General features: G+C 45.0%; 15 protein-coding genes and 1 other RNA gene. 10 read left to right on the top strand and 6 right to left on the bottom strand.

All coding sequences use genetic code 11. The features are described from left to right. Window positions 1-35: 35 nt before the first annotated feature. Window positions 36-605: an RNA polymerase sigma factor gene (locus FHW36_RS20210; protein ID WP_145671400.1), complete on the bottom strand. Its 570-nt coding sequence runs from the start codon at window positions 603-605 to the stop codon at window positions 36-38. A gap of 258 nt (window positions 606-863) precedes the next feature. Here FHW36_RS20210 and FHW36_RS20215 point away from each other — a divergent pair, with 258 nt between their 5' ends. The 5 genes from FHW36_RS20215 (at window position 864) to FHW36_RS20235 (ending at window position 7,731) form a co-directional block, all read left to right on the top strand. Then, window positions 864-1,442 carry an RNA polymerase sigma factor gene (locus FHW36_RS20215; protein WP_145671401.1) on the top strand — a complete coding sequence of 193 codons (579 nt, stop codon included), beginning with the start codon at window positions 864-866 and terminating at the stop codon, window positions 1,440-1,442. A 97-nt stretch (window positions 1,443-1,539) separates the two neighbouring features. Then, window positions 1,540-2,502, top strand: a complete 963-nt coding sequence (locus FHW36_RS20220; protein ID WP_145671402.1) for a FecR family protein — start codon at window positions 1,540-1,542, stop codon at window positions 2,500-2,502. 167 nt (window positions 2,503-2,669) lie between these two features. Next, complete coding sequence (locus tag FHW36_RS20225; RefSeq protein WP_222429136.1) at window positions 2,670-6,110, top strand: TonB-dependent receptor; 3,441 nt, start codon at window positions 2,670-2,672, stop codon at window positions 6,108-6,110. Window positions 6,111-6,139: 29 nt separating this feature from the next. Continuing rightward, on the top strand, window positions 6,140-6,928 hold the full coding sequence (locus FHW36_RS20230) for a hypothetical protein (RefSeq protein ID WP_145671403.1): 789 nt from the start codon (window positions 6,140-6,142) through the stop codon (window positions 6,926-6,928). Between the two features lie 11 nt (window positions 6,929-6,939). After that, window positions 6,940-7,731: a hypothetical protein gene (locus tag FHW36_RS20235; RefSeq protein WP_145671404.1), complete on the top strand. Its 792-nt coding sequence runs from the start codon at window positions 6,940-6,942 to the stop codon at window positions 7,729-7,731. Window positions 7,732-7,864: 133 nt separating this feature from the next. Here the strand turns inward: FHW36_RS20235 and FHW36_RS20240 are convergent, their stop codons facing one another. From FHW36_RS20240 to FHW36_RS20260, 5 genes are all read right to left on the bottom strand, one after another. Further along, entirely contained in the window at window positions 7,865-8,647 is a 783-nt protein-coding gene (locus FHW36_RS20240) for a M57 family metalloprotease (protein ID WP_145671405.1), read from the bottom strand. A 306-nt stretch (window positions 8,648-8,953) separates the two neighbouring features. Beyond that, window positions 8,954-9,327, bottom strand: a transfer-messenger RNA (tmRNA) gene (gene ssrA / locus FHW36_RS20245). Window positions 9,328-9,402: 75 nt separating this feature from the next. Next, window positions 9,403-10,737, bottom strand: coding sequence for an RIP metalloprotease RseP (gene rseP / locus FHW36_RS20250; RefSeq protein ID WP_145671406.1), 1,335 nt, complete (start codon window positions 10,735-10,737; stop codon window positions 9,403-9,405). Window positions 10,738-10,821: 84 nt separating this feature from the next. After that, on the bottom strand, window positions 10,822-11,988 hold the full coding sequence (locus FHW36_RS20255; protein WP_145671407.1) for a 1-deoxy-D-xylulose-5-phosphate reductoisomerase: 1,167 nt from the start codon (window positions 11,986-11,988) through the stop codon (window positions 10,822-10,824). 91 nt (window positions 11,989-12,079) lie between these two features. Continuing rightward, window positions 12,080-13,579, bottom strand: coding sequence for a GH3 auxin-responsive promoter family protein (locus FHW36_RS20260; protein ID WP_145671408.1), 1,500 nt, complete (start codon window positions 13,577-13,579; stop codon window positions 12,080-12,082). Between the two features lie 383 nt (window positions 13,580-13,962). Here FHW36_RS20260 and rplU point away from each other — a divergent pair, with 383 nt between their 5' ends. From rplU to FHW36_RS20285, 5 genes are all read left to right on the top strand, one after another. Further along, complete coding sequence (gene rplU, locus FHW36_RS20265) at window positions 13,963-14,319, top strand: 50S ribosomal protein L21 (protein ID WP_246121200.1); 357 nt, start codon at window positions 13,963-13,965, stop codon at window positions 14,317-14,319. A gap of 49 nt (window positions 14,320-14,368) precedes the next feature. Further along, window positions 14,369-14,647 carry a 50S ribosomal protein L27 gene (gene rpmA, locus FHW36_RS20270; protein WP_145671409.1) on the top strand — a complete coding sequence of 93 codons (279 nt, stop codon included), beginning with the start codon at window positions 14,369-14,371 and terminating at the stop codon, window positions 14,645-14,647. 64 nt (window positions 14,648-14,711) lie between these two features. After that, the gene (locus FHW36_RS20275; protein ID WP_145671410.1) at window positions 14,712-15,143 is read left to right on the top strand and encodes a histone H1-like repetitive region-containing protein; all 432 of its coding nucleotides are present in this window, start codon (window positions 14,712-14,714) and stop codon (window positions 15,141-15,143) included. 188 nt (window positions 15,144-15,331) lie between these two features. After that, a complete protein-coding gene (locus tag FHW36_RS20280) occupies window positions 15,332-17,020 on the top strand; it encodes a DNA polymerase/3'-5' exonuclease PolX (protein ID WP_145671411.1) in 1,689 nt (562 codons plus the stop codon). After that, window positions 17,017-17,718, top strand: a complete 702-nt coding sequence (locus FHW36_RS20285) for a PrsW family intramembrane metalloprotease (protein WP_145671412.1) — start codon at window positions 17,017-17,019, stop codon at window positions 17,716-17,718. The genes FHW36_RS20280 and FHW36_RS20285 overlap by 4 nt, the downstream gene beginning before the upstream one ends. The last annotated feature ends 14 nt before the right edge of the window (window positions 17,719-17,732 follow it).

The raw sequence follows: 17,732 nt of genomic DNA on the forward strand, positions 1-17,732 counted from the left end.
GGACCCATCTTCCCGGAAAAAAGTATTTTTTTTCTTTACCAGATGAAAAAGTGTAGAATGGCCACCAGCGTGCCAAACCGTGTGCGCAGGTGACGGAGGGACAGACTTAAGTTATTCTGTATCGTTTTGGGCGAGAGGTTCATTTCAACCGCTATCTCCTTTACAGACAACTCCTTCAGGAAATACTGTATAAAAATCCGACGCTGGGTTTCCGGTAATATATCCACCCACCCTTCCAGCAGCTTAATGAAATCCTTTTGTTTCAATACCTGGTCTGCCTCATAAGGGGAAAAAAGCAGGGTTTCGAATAAATCAAAAAAAGCGGGAATCTTATTCCGGTTGATATAATTGATCAGCCGGAAGCGGACCGCCTGCTCCAGGTAGGCAGGAAGGTAACTGATGTTTAGCGTTTCCCGGCGTTTCCAGATGTCCAGGAATACATCATGCACAATTTCTTTGGCTTGCTCCTTATCCGCTTTCTTACGGCAGGCGGATTTGTAAAGCTGGTGCCAGTAACGATCATATATTTCAGTAAAAGCCGCCTCATCGCCGCATTTAAGCAGCGCAATCAGTTGCTCATCTGTATGTATATCGTACTGGGACATAAAAAATAGCAGCAATGGTTGGTCCCCTAAAGATAATCTGTTTTCATTCAGATGTTTAAAAGATTTTTTGGGTAAAATGCTACCCTATTTATTTTTTTATAGATTAATAGTAAGATAACATTCGGCCTGCCGGCACCATCCATGGCCCAATACACGCCAAAGAAAGCACTAAACAAACCATTATCTTCCATTCCAAAATTTATTATTTGCAGGAAAGCCATATACTTTTGCCAGTAGTAACTGTACTTTCTGCACGCAATGGCATTTAACGAACTGACCGACTTACATCTGTGGCTCCAGGTAAAACAAGACAAGGGTTTTGCTTTTAAAACACTTTTCGACAGGTACTGGGAAAAGCTGTATGTCTATGCCTTTAACCGCCTAAAGTCGGAAGCAGACGCGAAAGATGTAGTACAGGAAGTAATGATCAGCCTATGGTCTCGACGGGCTTCCCTGGATATCGAAACTACCCTGGCCGCCTACCTCCATGCTGCCGTTCAGTATGAAGTGCTGAACCATTTCTCCCGGGCCGCTAAAATTGCCGGCCGGAGCCAGGAGTACGAACAAAATATCTTACCGGAATTAAACAGCTATATAGCGCCTTTGCAGGCAAAAGAGTTAGCGGCACTGGCGGAAGTTGAAATAACCAGGCTACCCGAAAAAATGCAACAGGTTTACCGGCTACGCCAGGAAAAAAATCTCTCCGTAAAAGAAATCGCCGGCCTGTTAAATATCTCCGAACAAACGGTTCGTAATCAACTTAATTCAAGCTATCAAAAGCTTAAAAAGCATTTAAAAGAAGCAATGCTGGTTGCCATATTTCTACATAGCAACTAAGTCTTCCCATTTGGTAATAATTTGGTAACAATGCCCGGATAGTTAAAATCCTGTTTTTGAAGGCATATAGTCAGGAACATAAAAAGCTCCGGGTTATATGGACATAACAACAATCAGGGAAATGGTTGACAGGTACCTTCAGGGCTTGGCGACCGACCAGGAAAAACAATTCATAGAAAAATGGCTGCAGGCCCGGCCCGAAGATGAGCAACCTTTACAGGACCAGGATAGGCAGGCGATTCACGGCGTGCTTTGGCAGTTATTTACAGATCATACCGACTGGTCATCTTTCGCCACACCCATGACAACTCGTAAATCACACTCCCTGTTCAACTATCGTTCGTGGATAGGATACGCCGCCGCGGCTGTTGTGCTACTCTGCGGTACCGTGTGGCTAACTACCATCTTATTTAAAAAGCAATCACCCGTTGCACAAACAATTACTGCGTTAAAGGGCGCCCACAAAACGGTGCAGCTGCCAGACAGTAGTATTGCCCATCTCTTCCCCGGCGCCACATTGGTGATCCTCGGTAATTTTAATACCACAGAACGGCCCGTCAGCCTTTCCGGGAAAGTCTTCTTCGAAGTAAAACAGGATCCCGCACGCCCCTTCTACGTGCAGTCGGGTAAGTTACGTACCCTCGTATTGGGTACCTCCTTTGAAGTTACAGCGCAAGACAGTTTTTATACTGCTGTCGTCGTACGCACCGGTAAGGTGGGTATACAATACGATGGTCGTCAATTGGCCGATCTAACCCCCGGGAAACGGCTGCGATACGATGTACGACAAAACAATTTTGCGATCGACGAAGTAAATGCAGCCGTGCTTTGCGAATGGTGGAATAATGGAATGGTTTTCAACCAGTCCCCTTTTGAGGAGGTCGTTCAATCCATCTCTGACTGGTACAATGTTCCCATTGAAATTACCGGTACAAAATGGAAACAGGAAAAAGTAACTATCCGTATCAAAGACCGGTCGCTTACCGAAGCCCTTTCCCTGCTATCAGCCACCCTGGGATTTCAGTATAAAAAGGAAAATAACAGGATTATTATTTACTAACAAACCTAAATACCTATCACGCGTATGATCAAATAAAAAATGAAAGCAATAAAAAACCGGTCTGCGTTTCCAGACCGGAGTATGCTATGCCGGTATCTCACCACCTGCACAGCACTGTTAAACGCACAGTTCCAATAAGAAGTCTGTAACATTTAATCAATAAAGTTATGCAAAAAAGGATACGCTGTATCATTTGTTTTTTATTCAGCATGATGTTGCTCGTCGCCAACCCCGTTTCAGCGCAGGTAACATCAAAGTCGATCCAACTTCCCCAAAAAGATATAAAAGGGAAAGAGATACTTACATTAATAGAAAAAATTGACCCTGTTCAATTCACCTATGGAAAAGAGGTCAGTGAACGTTTGGAAAAGATCCTGCATTTCAACCATTCCAATCCTTCTGTTAAGGAGGTACTGGAAACGCTGTATAAAACTTCCGGTATTTCCTACAGCATCAGTAATGGTGCCATCATACTTAAGCCTTCAGCTGCGCCCGGCAACACATTAGATGAAGGTGCTAGACTAACAGGAAACGGCCGCGTTGCCGGAAAAATTATTGATGATGAAACCGGGGATCCTTTACCCGCGGTAACGATCCGTGTCGGCAATCTGGGAGCCACCAGCAAAGATGATGGCTCCTTCAGTATCCCTTTATCCAAAGGGAAATACCAGGTTCAAATAAGCACTATCGGATATGTTTCCAAATTGGTGACCGATGTTGAAATAAAAGATGGACAGGTATTCCAGCTGAATGTAACCATGAAACGGCAGAAAGGTACACTAACAGGCGTTGTGATCACCTCTTCCCCCAGCAAGGAATCTACGGCATCGTTATACACCCGCCAAAAGAACGAGGCCGGTATTTCAAACGGGATCAGCAAGGAACAGATATCGGCGCTGCCCGACAAAAATATAGGTGAAACGTTGAAACGCATTTCAGGTGTTAGTACAGTCGATAACCGCCGCGTAGTGGTACGCGGCATCGCCGAGCGCTATAATATCGCCATGATGGACGGCGCTGTTTTACCAAGTACCGATGTACAGGTACGCGATTTCGAATTCGACATTATTCCCAGCAACCTGATAGATAATGTGGTGGTATCTAAAACGGCTACACCCGATATGAGCTTTGGTTTCGGCGGTGGCCTCATACAGGTGAATACATTTGCCATTCCCAATGAAAATTTCACTACCATAAGCGCCGGTACAAAATATATTTCCGGGAGCACGGGTACAGATTTCCTGGGTTATGGCCGTGGAAAAAAAGACTACCTCGGATTTGATGACGGAAGCAGGAACCATTTTCCCAAAGACCTGATGGCTTTTACCAATGACAATTACAGGCTGACTGACCCTAATGCAACACCCTCTCCCGGCGTTACCCCTATTACCCCTGCTATGATAGCTGCGCAGAACAACAAAATAGGCGGCTTCGAACGACTTGGTACAAGAACTTACAAAGCAGCACCCGGGCAAAATTATCAGTTCAGTCTCGGCCGGAATTACAATATTAACAACAGCCGCTTCGGCTTTGTAGCCTCACTTAGCTATCGCAATGAGCAGGCCATCGACGATATTCCGCGTTTTGAAAGAGGGAATTGGGAAAAAATTGGCAACGACAGGTACGACGTCATAACCGGAGATGAGCTACAGCCCACCTTTTCCAATCAGTATAACTTCGTCACCTCCTGGGGGACGCTGCTCAACGCCGGCTGGAGTTCAAAGCACCACAAAATCACCATGCGTAATTTTTACTCCCGTGTTTTTAACAACCAGTTTTCCCGAATTGTAGGCTGGGGAAATGAAATTGGTGGAGAGCTGCCTGAAATCCGGGAATACGACCGTCCAAAGTTTATTGACATGTTGCAGAACCGCGTTAATGGAGAACATACTTTCGGTGCCTTTAAGTTCGAATGGAACATAGCCCGTAACAGCGTTACCAATAATGAGCTGGATGCTGTAGAAGCCTGGCTGTATCCCTATAAAACCCTGAATGGAACCGTATATAACGTGGCGCCTACCGCACTGACTAACCCCGGCTACGGCACATTTAACAGAGCCCAATACTATTACCGCGAAACCAATAAGATAGCAGAAGGGGCATTAAGCTACCAGTTTAAAATGGCAGCACAAAAACAGTCGGTAAAAGTTGGATATCAGTTCATGGAACGTCATGGCTTGTACGACTGGATTATTCTGCCCATCGGTAGCGTACAACCGGCTAACAGTGTTTATCCCTATGTACCGGTGCAGCAGTGGGGGCAATTCCTGGACTTTAAAAATCCCCTTAAAGACCTGCTCTATTATCCTGCGGCCTTTTCCAGGAATGGATATGAGGGCAAAAATAACAACCAGGCAATATACGCTATGCTCGACAACCGTTTTACCAAATGGCTCCGGCTGGTATGGGGCGTTAGGGCAGAATACTACAAATATGAAAGATTTAAAAACAGCGCCAATGACCTGGCGATTGATAAGCTGATTGAACAAGGTGAAAAGACAAAATACGTAGATCCGGAAACAGGGAAAATTGTAACTGCTACAGCTAACCCCGAAACAGAGGAAAAAACCTGGCGTTACCTGCCTTCCGCTAGTCTTACCGCTACACCGTTCAGCAACTTCAACATCCGTGCAGCTTATTCACAATCAGTTGTTCGCCCGGCGTTGATTGAAAATTCATTAATGATACGCTACGATCCGTCAATTGCCGGCTACCGCCGCAACGAAGGCGTATTGTCTACCGTTATCAATCACTACGACTTTCGCCTGGAGTGGTATCCTAAAGCCGGCGAAGTGATCTCCTTCGGCTATTTCTACAAATATTTCGATCAACCGGTGGAGCTTTATCGTAACTGGACAGATGCCAGCATGCGTGTATACCTGACCACCAGCAACTCTGAATGGGCCAAGGTACATGGCTGGGAAGCAGACCTGCGCAAAAGCCTGGGTTTTATTTACCCCGGTTGGAAATTCCTGGATCAGTTATATGCCAGTGCTAACCTCACACTCCAAACCTCTGTAGTACAGGCAGCCCAGTATGGTGGAAAATCAATGAGTGACGACATATACGGCAACACCTACTCTTACCGTACAAAAAAACTCGTGAAGGAAAAACGTCCGCTGTATGGCCAGGTTCCGGTCTTATACAATTTCGGGATGCAATATACCGGAAATCGCCTGGGCGCCAATGTTGCCTATAACCACATGGGCTATAAGACTTTTGCAACTGGTATGGAACCCAACATCGTAGAATACGAACGTCCACGTAACCAACTGGATGCCCAAGTCAGTTATTCATTCCTGAAAAATAAAAAACTGAATGTAAGGTTCAATATGAGTAATCTGACAAACAGTCCATACCGCTTCTACATTAATAGTAATGATACCTATAAAATCCAGGACAAATGGAATGGCCTGGGAGGATCTTATATCACCGCTACGGAATGGTCCGACATTTACGAATGGAAAGATGGCTTCTCGCAAAAATATGAAGCAGGTTATCTAGAAACTTCCTCCGACGGAAAAACCAAAGTGAGAGTAGGTGATAAAGAAACCTTTGTCAGGAAAGTAGGCGCTTCATTCAGTTTAACCGCTGCCTATACGTTTTAATACTTCTCCAGTTTCCTAAAAACAAAAAAATGAAAATCATTAATATATTATTTGCTGTAGCGACAGGAACTTTACTGACAACACTGCTGGCCTGCAGTAAACAGAACCACGATTTCCTATACGAGGATAATATGCTGGCGGTAACGGTGAAAGGTTACAACGCGAGCAACGAAACATTAGCCATCAAACTCGACACCTTCCCCGTTACCGACGCGGCCCCCGGGAAGTTTGACGCTACGAGAGGCTGTATCATTCCTGCGGGTCAGTCTACCTTACAACTAAGTATCACAGAAACCGGTACCGGCAAAACGGTCATGAACAAAGCGCTAAAAAAGGAAGACAGCCCTGCGAATATCGAATTCTTTTATTTCAACGGGCAGGTCAGCAAAATGCCCGAAATACCTGCATTCGAAAATGATAAAATCAAAATATCCTACCTGTTCACGCCTACGGTTACCAAATATGCTGAACCTGTAGACATTGTTCTGGGTAAATACTACTTTACACCAAAAGTCTTCGAAGAAATTACCCGGATCAAAAATGTAAAGCCAAATGAATTTTCAGCGCCAGTAACCATTTCAACGTTCTCTACTACCGGACAGGTATATAACGGACAGCCCACGGCAGTGCTATTTCTCGTCTATATTTATAAAGCAGGCACCAACGAATTTTATACAGCAGGATCTGAATATACCTGGCATGCCACCGCTACTACTGCGCCTAAACCCGCCGCTTCAACAGCAGCATCCAGGGTATATATATTTGAAGAAGCGCCTGTTGGTAACAGCATGAGATTCGCTAAAAAATTAGAACTCTAAACACAAACGAAATGAGCAAATTTATTAGTTATAAAAAGGTAATGCTATGGCTATTGATATTATCAGCAACCTTCACCGCCTGCAATAAAGAAGAACAGAATGTCCGGAAAGCCATGCACGTGGTAATTAATGGGTACAATGGCTCAGCCAATGCGCTCCAGGTAACGATAGATACCACTGTATATGCGGGTGATAAAGTGCTTAAGCCAACAGCAAAATTCGAATTCAACGTTGCATATGCTTACACCGAAAAGCATCAACAAAAAACAGTGGTGATAACCGATACGGTTACCAAACAAGTTATTTTCACTAAGCCTTTACCATCCGGCGATACCCGGGCTGCTGTCAATTTTCTGTATATCAACGGTAAAGTGATGGAGGTACAGCCACCCGCCGCAGGTATATCTACCAATAAACTGGGCTTCTATATTCATTATACAGATAATGAAACACCACTGGATATATCCCTTTACAGGATGGATAATAGCACCGGCAAGGAATACAGAACATATTTAGCTAAAAATGTAAAACCTGGCAGCTGGATCTATGTAGATTATTTGGCGGGAGCAGACTTCAATACCAAAACTAATGTAGACGATGCTGCCAGCCTCTGTTTTACCAGGACCGGCACTATAGATCAATGGGCATTTGAAGACGATGAAAGCAAAAGCAAAATGTCTGTTTCCGGTATACAGTTGCCATTAGCAGGAGAAAAAGGATTGGTACAACAGTATGTGATAACCCCGGGATCATATACGTTGGATTACGCCAGGATGTATTTCCATCCGGACAGGGTAAGATAGAAACTTATTGACTACACCAATGTCTCAGAAAGCAAATGCTTTCTAAGACATTGGTGTAGTCAGCGCTAAAGCGGACGTTAACACGATGAAAAGATTTTCCCATCAACCGTAAAGATCAGCCCTCATCAGCGTTTTATTGCGGATATAAAATCTGCGTGGCAAGAACATCTCCGGCCGTAAATCCATTCCATGGGAGCACCGTTGAATTCATCACGGAGTTAGGATCTACGTTGGGAGTTCCCGGAATTAATGTGCCAGAGAGCTGGTTAGTGTGGTGGAAGCCAATTGTATGACCAAATTCATGGGTTATTGCAAACAGCTTTTTGTTGGCCGCAAGGCCATTAAAATTGGAATTAATTTCAACACTGACACCAGGTGTACCAGCTGATCCTGGCAAATAGGCTCTCGCGATCCAGTTTGCGTTTTCAAAACCCATAAAAATACGGGTATTCGAACTGGCTTGATTGGCTACAATAGACATCCCGAGCCGGGTACCATTCACGGCGTTCCAATTGTCTACAGCTCCCTGAATTGCTGTTTTCCAATCGGCAGGCACCGCAGGATCAATATAAAACTTAATGTTGGTGTTGTAAACATTGCTTACAATGTAAGTGCCTCTCCGTTGTTCTGTTTGAGGTACACCAGGTTGATGCTCCTTCTTCCAGGTAGCAACGCGTTGCTCAAGTTCAGCGAGTGTTATGATAATATCGCTTTCGATAACAACACGGTCCTTACCAAATACAATTTGTTGTTCACTAAATCCCTGGTTTACCAGGTAATTGGTCATCTCCTGAACATTAGGAGCTGGGGTTAAGTCTTTCGATTCTTTGTCGTTCTTTGAGCAGGAAGTGAAGAGAAGCATTAAGGATGCAATACAGATTACTGAACAGGTGTAGTGTCCACTTGGGTGTTTCATGCTAGATAGATTTTTGAGTTAAACAATAAATAATGAACTAAAACTAAGGTTCGAGGCGGCAGTCTGGTTGCAGTCTGGATAAACAATTAATATCAATCCTTTTTGCTCCCCCTACTCACCCTGTCAACAGGTCTTTTGAATAATAGGAAGGATAACGTACTAACCTGGTTGATAGCCGTTACAGTTAGGGGCGGTCAATAGATTTGTTACACCTATCATCAAACAGTGTTATTTATGATTTAGGCACAAAAAAGCCTTTGGAATTCCAAAGGCTTAAAAATTGAAGAATCGGTGAGAACCGTTCAAAAGTGGAGATGGCGGGAATCGAACCCGCGTCCAAACATATTCGCCGAAAGCTTTCTACATGCTTATTTATGCATTGATTTGTCGGAACTCGGCAGGGGCATAACGAACCAACCTCGTTCTTATCCGTTTAGCTTCAGTACTCACTCACAGAAACCATGAGCACCTATCCCTATGGGTTTGATGATTCAGCGGCGGGAGTCGCATAAGGCGACAACTCCAGGCGGCTATAATGGGTGTCTAATCTCTGATTAGGCAGCCATGGCGTAGTTAGATTCGCCAATTAGAGTTTGGGTATTCAGATTATCGTGCTAATTATCCAACGCACGGCATGCTTACACTCTCAAAGATCTATGCTGTCAAAACCAGGCATCCCCGGTATTTTAGCTTACAAAGATAAGAAAAAAATGGAACATTTGATGACATGATCTCACCAAATGTTCCATTTTTACTTAAAATAATTTACTCACCAGGTTTCTCCAGACGTCCAGCCCATTGGCAAACAACAGTAAGCCAAACAGGATCACCATACCGAAGATCTGGGCATATTCCAGGAATTTCTCGCTGGGCTTACGGCCGGTAATGATCTCGTACAACAGGAAGAGCACGTGCCCCCCATCCAGGGCCGGAATAGGCAATATATTCATGAATGCCAGGATGATGGATAAGAAAGCCGTCATTTCCCAGAACATACGCCAGTCCCACACTTCAGGAAACAGGTTACCGATGCTCATAAAACCACCGAGCGATTCTGTTACCTTCACTTCCTTCGAAACAAAGATCAGGCGCAGCTGCTGTACATACTTCACCAGCTTTTCTACGCTCTTGCTAAAACCTGCCGGGATCGCCTCCAGGAAAGTATAGGTCTTGGTTTTATATTCAAACGGATCTTTGGGGTATACGCCAAACTGACCTTTATCATTCAGTTTCGCGGCCAGGTTCAGGGTATCGTTGCCACGGATTACACTCACGATCACATCTTCATTCTTATGCTTCTTGATCTCCTTGGCAAAATCACTGAAATAAGGCAATGTTATGCCATTGATGGCTACCAACCGGTCGCCTTTCTTCACGCCTACCGCGGCAGCAGCGCTGCCAGGCTGTGTACTGTCGGCCACATAAGGGAAACGGGGTACAGCAAAAGGAGCCTTCTGCTTCAGCAACTGACGGATAAATCCATCCGGGATGGGCAGGTCTATCGCTTTTCCGTCGCGTTCTATCTGGATACTTTTAGCTTCGTGCAGGATCACATCTCCGGGGATGGCATCAAATGCTTCAACGGTACGATGGTCAATGGTCAGGATCTTATCTCCATCCTGCATACCAATGCTGCGGGCCAGTGAATCGGTTACCACACCGTATTTGGCAGCAGCAGTGGGTAAATAGGTTTCCCCCCAGTACCACAACATCATCGCATAGATGAAAAATGCCAGTACAATGTTAACCGTTACCCCTCCTATCATAATGATCAGACGCTGCCACGCCGGCTTGGCCCGGAACTCCCAGGGCTGCGCAGGTTTGGCCATCTGCTCCTTATCCATGCTTTCGTCTATCATGCCGGATATTTTCACATATCCTCCCAATGGTAGCCAACCTATACCATATTCTGTTTCCCCCTTTTTAATTTTAAAAAGAGAAAACCATGGATCAAAGAACAAATAGAATTTTTCCACCCTGGTTTTGAACAGCTTGGCCGGGATAAAATGGCCTAACTCATGCAATACTACCAAAATAGAGAGTGACAGTAATAACTGCCCGGCCTTCACCAATATTACCTCTGTAGTCATTTAGTTGTTTCTGCTTTAATCTGCCTAATATATCAGTTTTAATACATATTCAGGCAAAACTCTTTGTTAATTTTTTACCGGTAGTTATATAACGATAGCATTGATAAGGGATGCGGCGTGTTCACGTGCAGCATTATCGCACTCGTAATAATCATGCAGGGAAGGGGTGGCTATAAATGGTATTTTCACCAGCGTTTCTTCAATTACTTCCGTCATTTGCAGGAAGCCTATCCTGTTTTTCAGGAAAGCATTGACCACTTCCTCATTCGCCGCATTCATCACGCAGGCAGCATTACCACCTTTATGCATGGCATCTGTGGCAATAGCGAGGTTACGGAAAGTTTTGGTATCCGGCTGCTCAAAAGTGAGGGATGGATAATTTCTGAAGGAAAACCGGGGAAAATCATTGGCCAAACGGTCAGGATATCCCAGGGCATATTGTATAGGCAACTTCATATCCGGCAATCCCATCTGGGCTTTCAGTGAACCGTCTATAAACTGTACCATGGAGTGAATAATGGATTGGGCATGTATCACCACCTCAATATTTTCCGGCGCCAGTCCAAACAGCCAGCGAGCTTCAATCATTTCCAGCCCCTTATTCATCAGGGTAGCGGAATCGATGGTGATTTTAGCGCCCATGGTCCAGTTGGGATGTTGCAGTGCATGGTCTTTCTTTACATTGATCAGGAAGTTCGGCTTCTTTCCCAGGAAAGGCCCGCCGGAAGCGGTGAGTATCACCTTTTCCACCTTGGTAAACGGTTCGCCCAGCAAACACTGGAAAATAGCCGAATGCTCAGAATCTACCGGGATAATAGGCACATTTTTCCTGCGGGCAGTAGCCATCACAATATCTCCGGCTACAACCAGTGTTTCTTTGTTGGCCAGCGCCACAGGCGTACCCTGTTCAACAGCGGCTAAAGTGGGCGCCAGACCGGCAAATCCCATAATAGCAGCCAGCATCATGTCGATCGAACTCCAGGCGGCTACTTCTACCATCGCTTTCGGACCGGCAAATACTTTAATGCCTTTATCAAATAAAATGTCTTTTACCTGTTTGTACTTTGCTTCACTGCCTATAACAACCGCATTAGGCTTAAATTTCAGCGCCTGCTCTATGAGCAGGTCTGCATTCTGCTGAGCGGTCAGCACTTCTACACTAAATCTGTCGGGATGCGCAGCGATCACCTCCAGGGCCTGTATGCCGATAGAACCGGTGGATCCGAAAATGGCAATCTTTCGTTTATTCATTACGGTGATTTACTTTTTTACAGTTAACAAAAAATGAAGAATCAGCTGTCGGCACATGCCCAACAGCTGGTAATGCAGCTTGAATCGCCGGTTATTTTTGTAAATATGCTGCCAGCTCATCTGCCAGCTTCCTGTCGTTACTTAAACGAGGCACTTTATTCTGGCCTCCCAGTTTTCCAATTGCTTTCATATAGTCAATAAAGCCCTGTTTACGTACAGTCCTTATTTTCAGGGGTTGTAATATACTGCCGGTCAACAGATCATCATAATAGATATTCTTCTGACGCATGTTGTCATCTACTTTCTTCGCAAATGCGGCCATGTTCTGCGGCATATTCTCAAACTCTACAAACCACTCGTGGTAAGGCAATTCACCATTGGTTTGCACCATCGGCGCCACGGTGAATTCCGTAATATGCACATTTTCTTCTGCGGCCGCCTTCATCAGGCTATGTTCCACTTCCTCCCCGATAACATGCTCGCCAAAGGCCGATATAAAGTGCTTGATACGCCCGGTTACCAGCAAGCGGTATGGGTTGGTGGAAATAAACTTCACCGTATCGCCCAGGTTATATCCCCACAAGCCGGCGTTGTTGTTGATCACCATGGCGTAATTTACACCTGTTTGCACATCTTTGAGCGACAGTCGGGTAGGATGTTCACTAAAAATTTCGTTGGCAGGGATAAATTCATAGAAAATCCCGGAGTTGGTATTGAGCAACAGCCCTTCCTGTTCCTGCGAGTCCTGGAAAGCAAAAAAGCCTTCCGAGGCCGGGAAAGTTTCCACCGTATGGATGGGTGCGCCGATGGAGGCCATGAGCTTGGCCCGGTAAGGCTCAAAATTCACCCCTCCATACACCATTACGTCAAAATTCTTGAAAATTTCCTTAATGCGCTTGCCATTGGTACGCTCCATCAATCGGTCGAAATACATCTGTACCCATGGTGGTATCCCGCTGATCAGGGTCATATCCTGCTGCAGAGTTTCTTCCACTATCTTGTCCAGCTTGGTTTCCCAGTCATCGATACAGTTGGTTTCGTAAGATGGCAGCTGGTTGGTACGCAGGTACCGGGGAATATGATGGTTCACAATCCCGCTCAAACGGCCGGTAGGAATGCCTCCCACCCTTTCCAGTTCGGGCGAGCCGGATAAGAAAATCATCTTGCCGTCGGCAAAAGCGGTGTTACCCGTCTCTCCCATATAGTTCAGCAACGCATTACGGGCTGTATCTATATGATTATTAACCGATTCTTTGGAGATAGGAATATATTTAACACCACTGGTAGTGCCGGAGGTTTTGGCCAGGTAGATAGGCTGTCCTTTCCACAGTACATTTTGCTTTCCTTCCTTGATCCTTTCTATATAAGGCTTAAACTGTTCGTAATCTCTTAAAGGTACAGCCTGCTTAAACTCTTCATGGTTCTGTACCGCGTTAAACTTATGTTCAGTTCCGAATTCAGTCTTTCTGCCTGTCTTTATCAACTCCTGCAGGATAGCATCCTGATCTTCTACCGCCCTTAACATTTCCTTCTTTATCTTATTATGAACGATAGAAGCAAATGGTTTGGCCAGCAGTGATTTAAACTTCATGCCTGTTATTTTATGATTGAGAGACTAAAGATTGGAATATTTTTCTATTTAATCATGGCCGTCACCGGCTTTTTCCCGGGAAAAAGCATCGGTTTATAATAAATGACGAAACAATGAAAAAAAAAATGCCCCGATCTTATCTGTTTTTTAATGCACGTAAACGACAAAAGTATATAAAATTGCGTTGGTTTGCACAGCAGATAGGCTGTTTTTGTAAGATCGCTGAATAGCAGGAAGATAGGGAAGTTACGGCCCCATAGGCACTCACACAATTTGTTAAAATAATTTAAAATTCAAGAAAGTATGTATCTTTGAAATGATTAAGCTTTAAACGGTTCTCTACACATGTTTATACATTGTGAATTAAAAAAGACCGAAAAACTTTGTCTATTAGAAAACAAAAGGTTACTTTTGCGGAAATTATATTTTGGATAATTATGTTTGCAGTTGTAAAAATCGCAGGTCAGCAATTTAAAGTACAAAAAGACCAGGAAATTTTTGTACAGCAGTTACAAGGAAATATTGGCGACAAAGTGGAGTTTTCCGATGTACTGTTAACAGATAATGCTGGTACGCTGTCCGTAGGCACTGATGTAAAATCAGTAGTAAAAGCAGAGATTCTGGCTCATGTTCAGGGTGATAAAGTTATCGCTTTCAAAATGAAGAGAAGAAAAGGCTTCAGAAAGAAAGTTGGTCACCGTACCCACTTTACAAGAATCAAAATCAATGAAATAGCTTAATTCGTTTTAAGCTAAATTTTTTTTTAGACAAAGTTAAAGTAACTATACAATGGCACATAAAAAAGGTGAAGGTAGTGTAAAGAACGGCCGTGACTCCCACAGCAAAAGGCTGGGAGTAAAAATCTTCGGTGGTCAACCTGCAGTTTCTGGTAACATCATTGTTCGCCAGAGAGGTACAGTTTATCATCCCGGTCAAAACGTAGGCGTTGGTAAAGATTTTACCATTTTCGCAATGACAGACGGTGTGGTTGAATTCAGAAAAGGTCGCGAAAACAAGACTTACGTTTCTGTTAAAGCATTTGACACCACTGCTCAGGCAGAAGCCTAATCAGTGTTAGCCATAAAGTTTTTTTTAATACCCAATTTTTTTACTAACCCAAATTCAAAAAACAATGGCAACAATTAAAAAAGCAGCTGCTAAGAAAGCTGCACCAAAAAAAGCTGCTGCTAAGAAAGCCGCTCCTAAAAAAGCTGCTGCTAAGAAAGCCGCTCCTAAAAAAGCTGCTGCTAAGAAAGCTGCTCCTAAAAAAGCTGCTGCTAAGAAAGCTGCTCCTAAAAAAGCTGCTGCTAAGAAAGCCGCTCCTAAAAAAGCTGCTGCTAAGAAAGCCGCTCCTAAAAAAGCTGCTGCTAAGAAAGCCGCTCCTAAAAAGAAAGCTGCTCCTAAGAAAGCCGCTGCTAAGAAAGCTGCTCCTAAAAAAGCCGCTGCTAAGAAAGCTGCTCCTAAAAAGAAAGCTGCTGCTAAGAAACCTGCTGCTAAGAAGAAAGCTGCTCCTAAAAAAGCTGCTGCAACTCCTCCAGCTGCACCTCAAGCTCCGGCTAACTAAGATCGGAATTACAAAATGTAGTTATAAGGATCCTGGCTATATGGCCAGGATCTTTTTTATTGCAGAAAGCGTAAAGCAAAAAGCTATTGAAATGATTAACCATAGCGATCTCTACATCATTCCTGGAGATCATCGGTTATCATAGCTTTTTGCTTTACGCTTTCAGCTTTCTGCTTTAAATTTACCACATGGACAATTACTCAATTGCAGATAACTTCTCCCTGCTCTCTAAACTCATGGACATACACGGGGAAAATAGCTTTAAAGCCAAATCCTTTGCCAGCGCAGCATTTACCATAGAAAAACTGCCCTCCCAACTCAAAGATACCTCCCGCGAAGATATATTCCGGATCAAAGGCATCGGGGAATCTACCGGTAAAAGCATCCTCGAAATGTTGGATACCCAACAATTTCCCCTGCTCAATCAATACCTGGAAAAAACCCCCGCCGGCATCCTCGAAATCATGAAGATCAAAGGCCTGGGACCCAAAAAAATAGCCACCATCTGGAAAGAACTGGAAGTGGAATCGATGGGAGAATTACTCTATGCCTGTAACGAAAACCGCCTCATGCTCCTCAAAGGCTTCGGCGCCAAAACCCAGGAAAGCGTAAAACAAAACATCGAATTCTATCTCGCTAACCGCCACCGCTTCCTCTATGCAGAAGTAGCCACCATTGGCCACAACCTGGAAAAACAACTGCAGGAATTACTGGCGCCGGCCAACGTATCGGTTACCGGAGCCTTCCGCCGCCATAGCATCATCATCGATGAAATCGAATTCTTAATAGCTGCTCCCGCCGCCACCATCACGGCGCACCTCAGCACCCTGCCCGGATTTTCCCTCCTTACGGATAACGGTCAACACCAGGTATGGCAACTCGATGGAAAACTGAAAATTATTACCCATAGCTGCAACGCCGGCGACTTTTACGCCCAGCTCTTTGCTACTACCGGTAGCGCAGCCTTTATCGATAAATTCAATGCCGCCGGAGGCGCCGCCTTCCTATCCGGCGCCAGCACGGAAGAAACCATCTTCTCAGCAGCCGGCATGGATTATATCCCGCCCTTCTTACGGGAAGGCCACAACGAATTGTCCCTCGCCCGCGAACACCAGCTGCCCGAAGTCATTACCGCCACCGATATCAAAGGCATTATACACTCCCACAGCAACTGGAGCGATGGTGAATCTTCCCTGGAAGAAATGGCCCTCGCCGCCAAAGCACAGGGATTCGAATACCTCGTGATCAGCGATCACTCCCGCTCCGCCTTCTATGCCAATGGCCTCTCTATTGAGAGAATCGTTGCCCAACATACCGAGATTGAGGCGCTGAACAAAAAACTGGCTCCTTTCCGCATTTTTAAGAGCATAGAAGCCGATATCCTCAACGACGGCACCCTCGATTACCCCGATGAAATTTTGGCAAAATTTGACCTCGTCATTGCTTCTGTGCATTCCAATCTCAAAATGACAGAAGAAAAAGCCATGGCGCGTTTGCTGAAAGCCATCGAAAATCCTTACACCACGATACTCGGACATATGACCGGTCGCCTGCTCCTCAGCAGAAGCGGATATCCCGTCAATCATAAAGCCATTATCGATGCCTGCGCAGCCCACCAGGTAGTCATTGAACTCAATGCACACCCACGTCGCCTCGATATCGACTGGACCTGGTTACCTTATGCCCTCGAGAAAAAAGTGCTCATCTCTATCGATCCCGATGCCCATAGCATCGGCGGATTTAAGGATATTCATTACGGCGCCCTGGCCGCCCAGAAAGGAGGCATCACCAAAACAAACAATCTAAGCAGTTACACTGTTGACATGCTGGATAATTACCTGCAGCAACGCAGACAACAAAAAAATATGCTTCCATGATGCTATTGGCACTGGCCGTGGCTCCTGGTTTTGCCATCTGCCTGTTTATTTACCTGATAGATAAATATGACCGCGAACCTACGGGCCTGCTCATAAAAAGTTTTTTACTGGGTATGGGCTGCGTGGTTTTTCCCCTCGTAATACAGGGGCTGGCAGCTGTCATGGGCTGGCGCGAAAACAATGGTACCATACTGGGTACCGCCGGTTTTGCCTATGGTATTGTGGGATTATCGGAAGAACTGGCCAAATTCATGGTCCTCCTCCTCTACGCCTACCCCAAGAAAGCATTCAATGAGCCGCTCGACGGCATCGTATACGCCGTGATGATTGGAATGGGCTTCGCTACCCTCGAAAATATTGCCTACGTAGCGCAATATGGGTTCAGCACCGGGGTGGCACGTATGTTCCTTTCTGTACCCGCTCACGCCACCTTCGCCATACTGATGGGCTATTATACCGGCCTGGCCAAATTTATACCACAGCGCAGCAGCGACCTGCTGTTCAGGGGACTGTTAATCGCCATATTCTTCCATGGCACCTTCGATTTCTTCCTGTTTCTCGGTAATAATATCTTCCTGATGGGCGCTTCTGTGATAACGCTCATCTTTGCCATACGGCTATCTATCAGGGCTATACGAAAGGATGCCCGCCTGTCGAAAGAAATACATGAACACGGACAACAGCATATAGAAAGCTGACGGCCAGAGACGTC

Origin of the sequence: Chitinophaga polysaccharea (genome assembly GCF_007829335.1) — a bacterium.
GTDB lineage: Bacteria > Bacteroidota > Bacteroidia > Chitinophagales > Chitinophagaceae > Chitinophaga > Chitinophaga polysaccharea_B.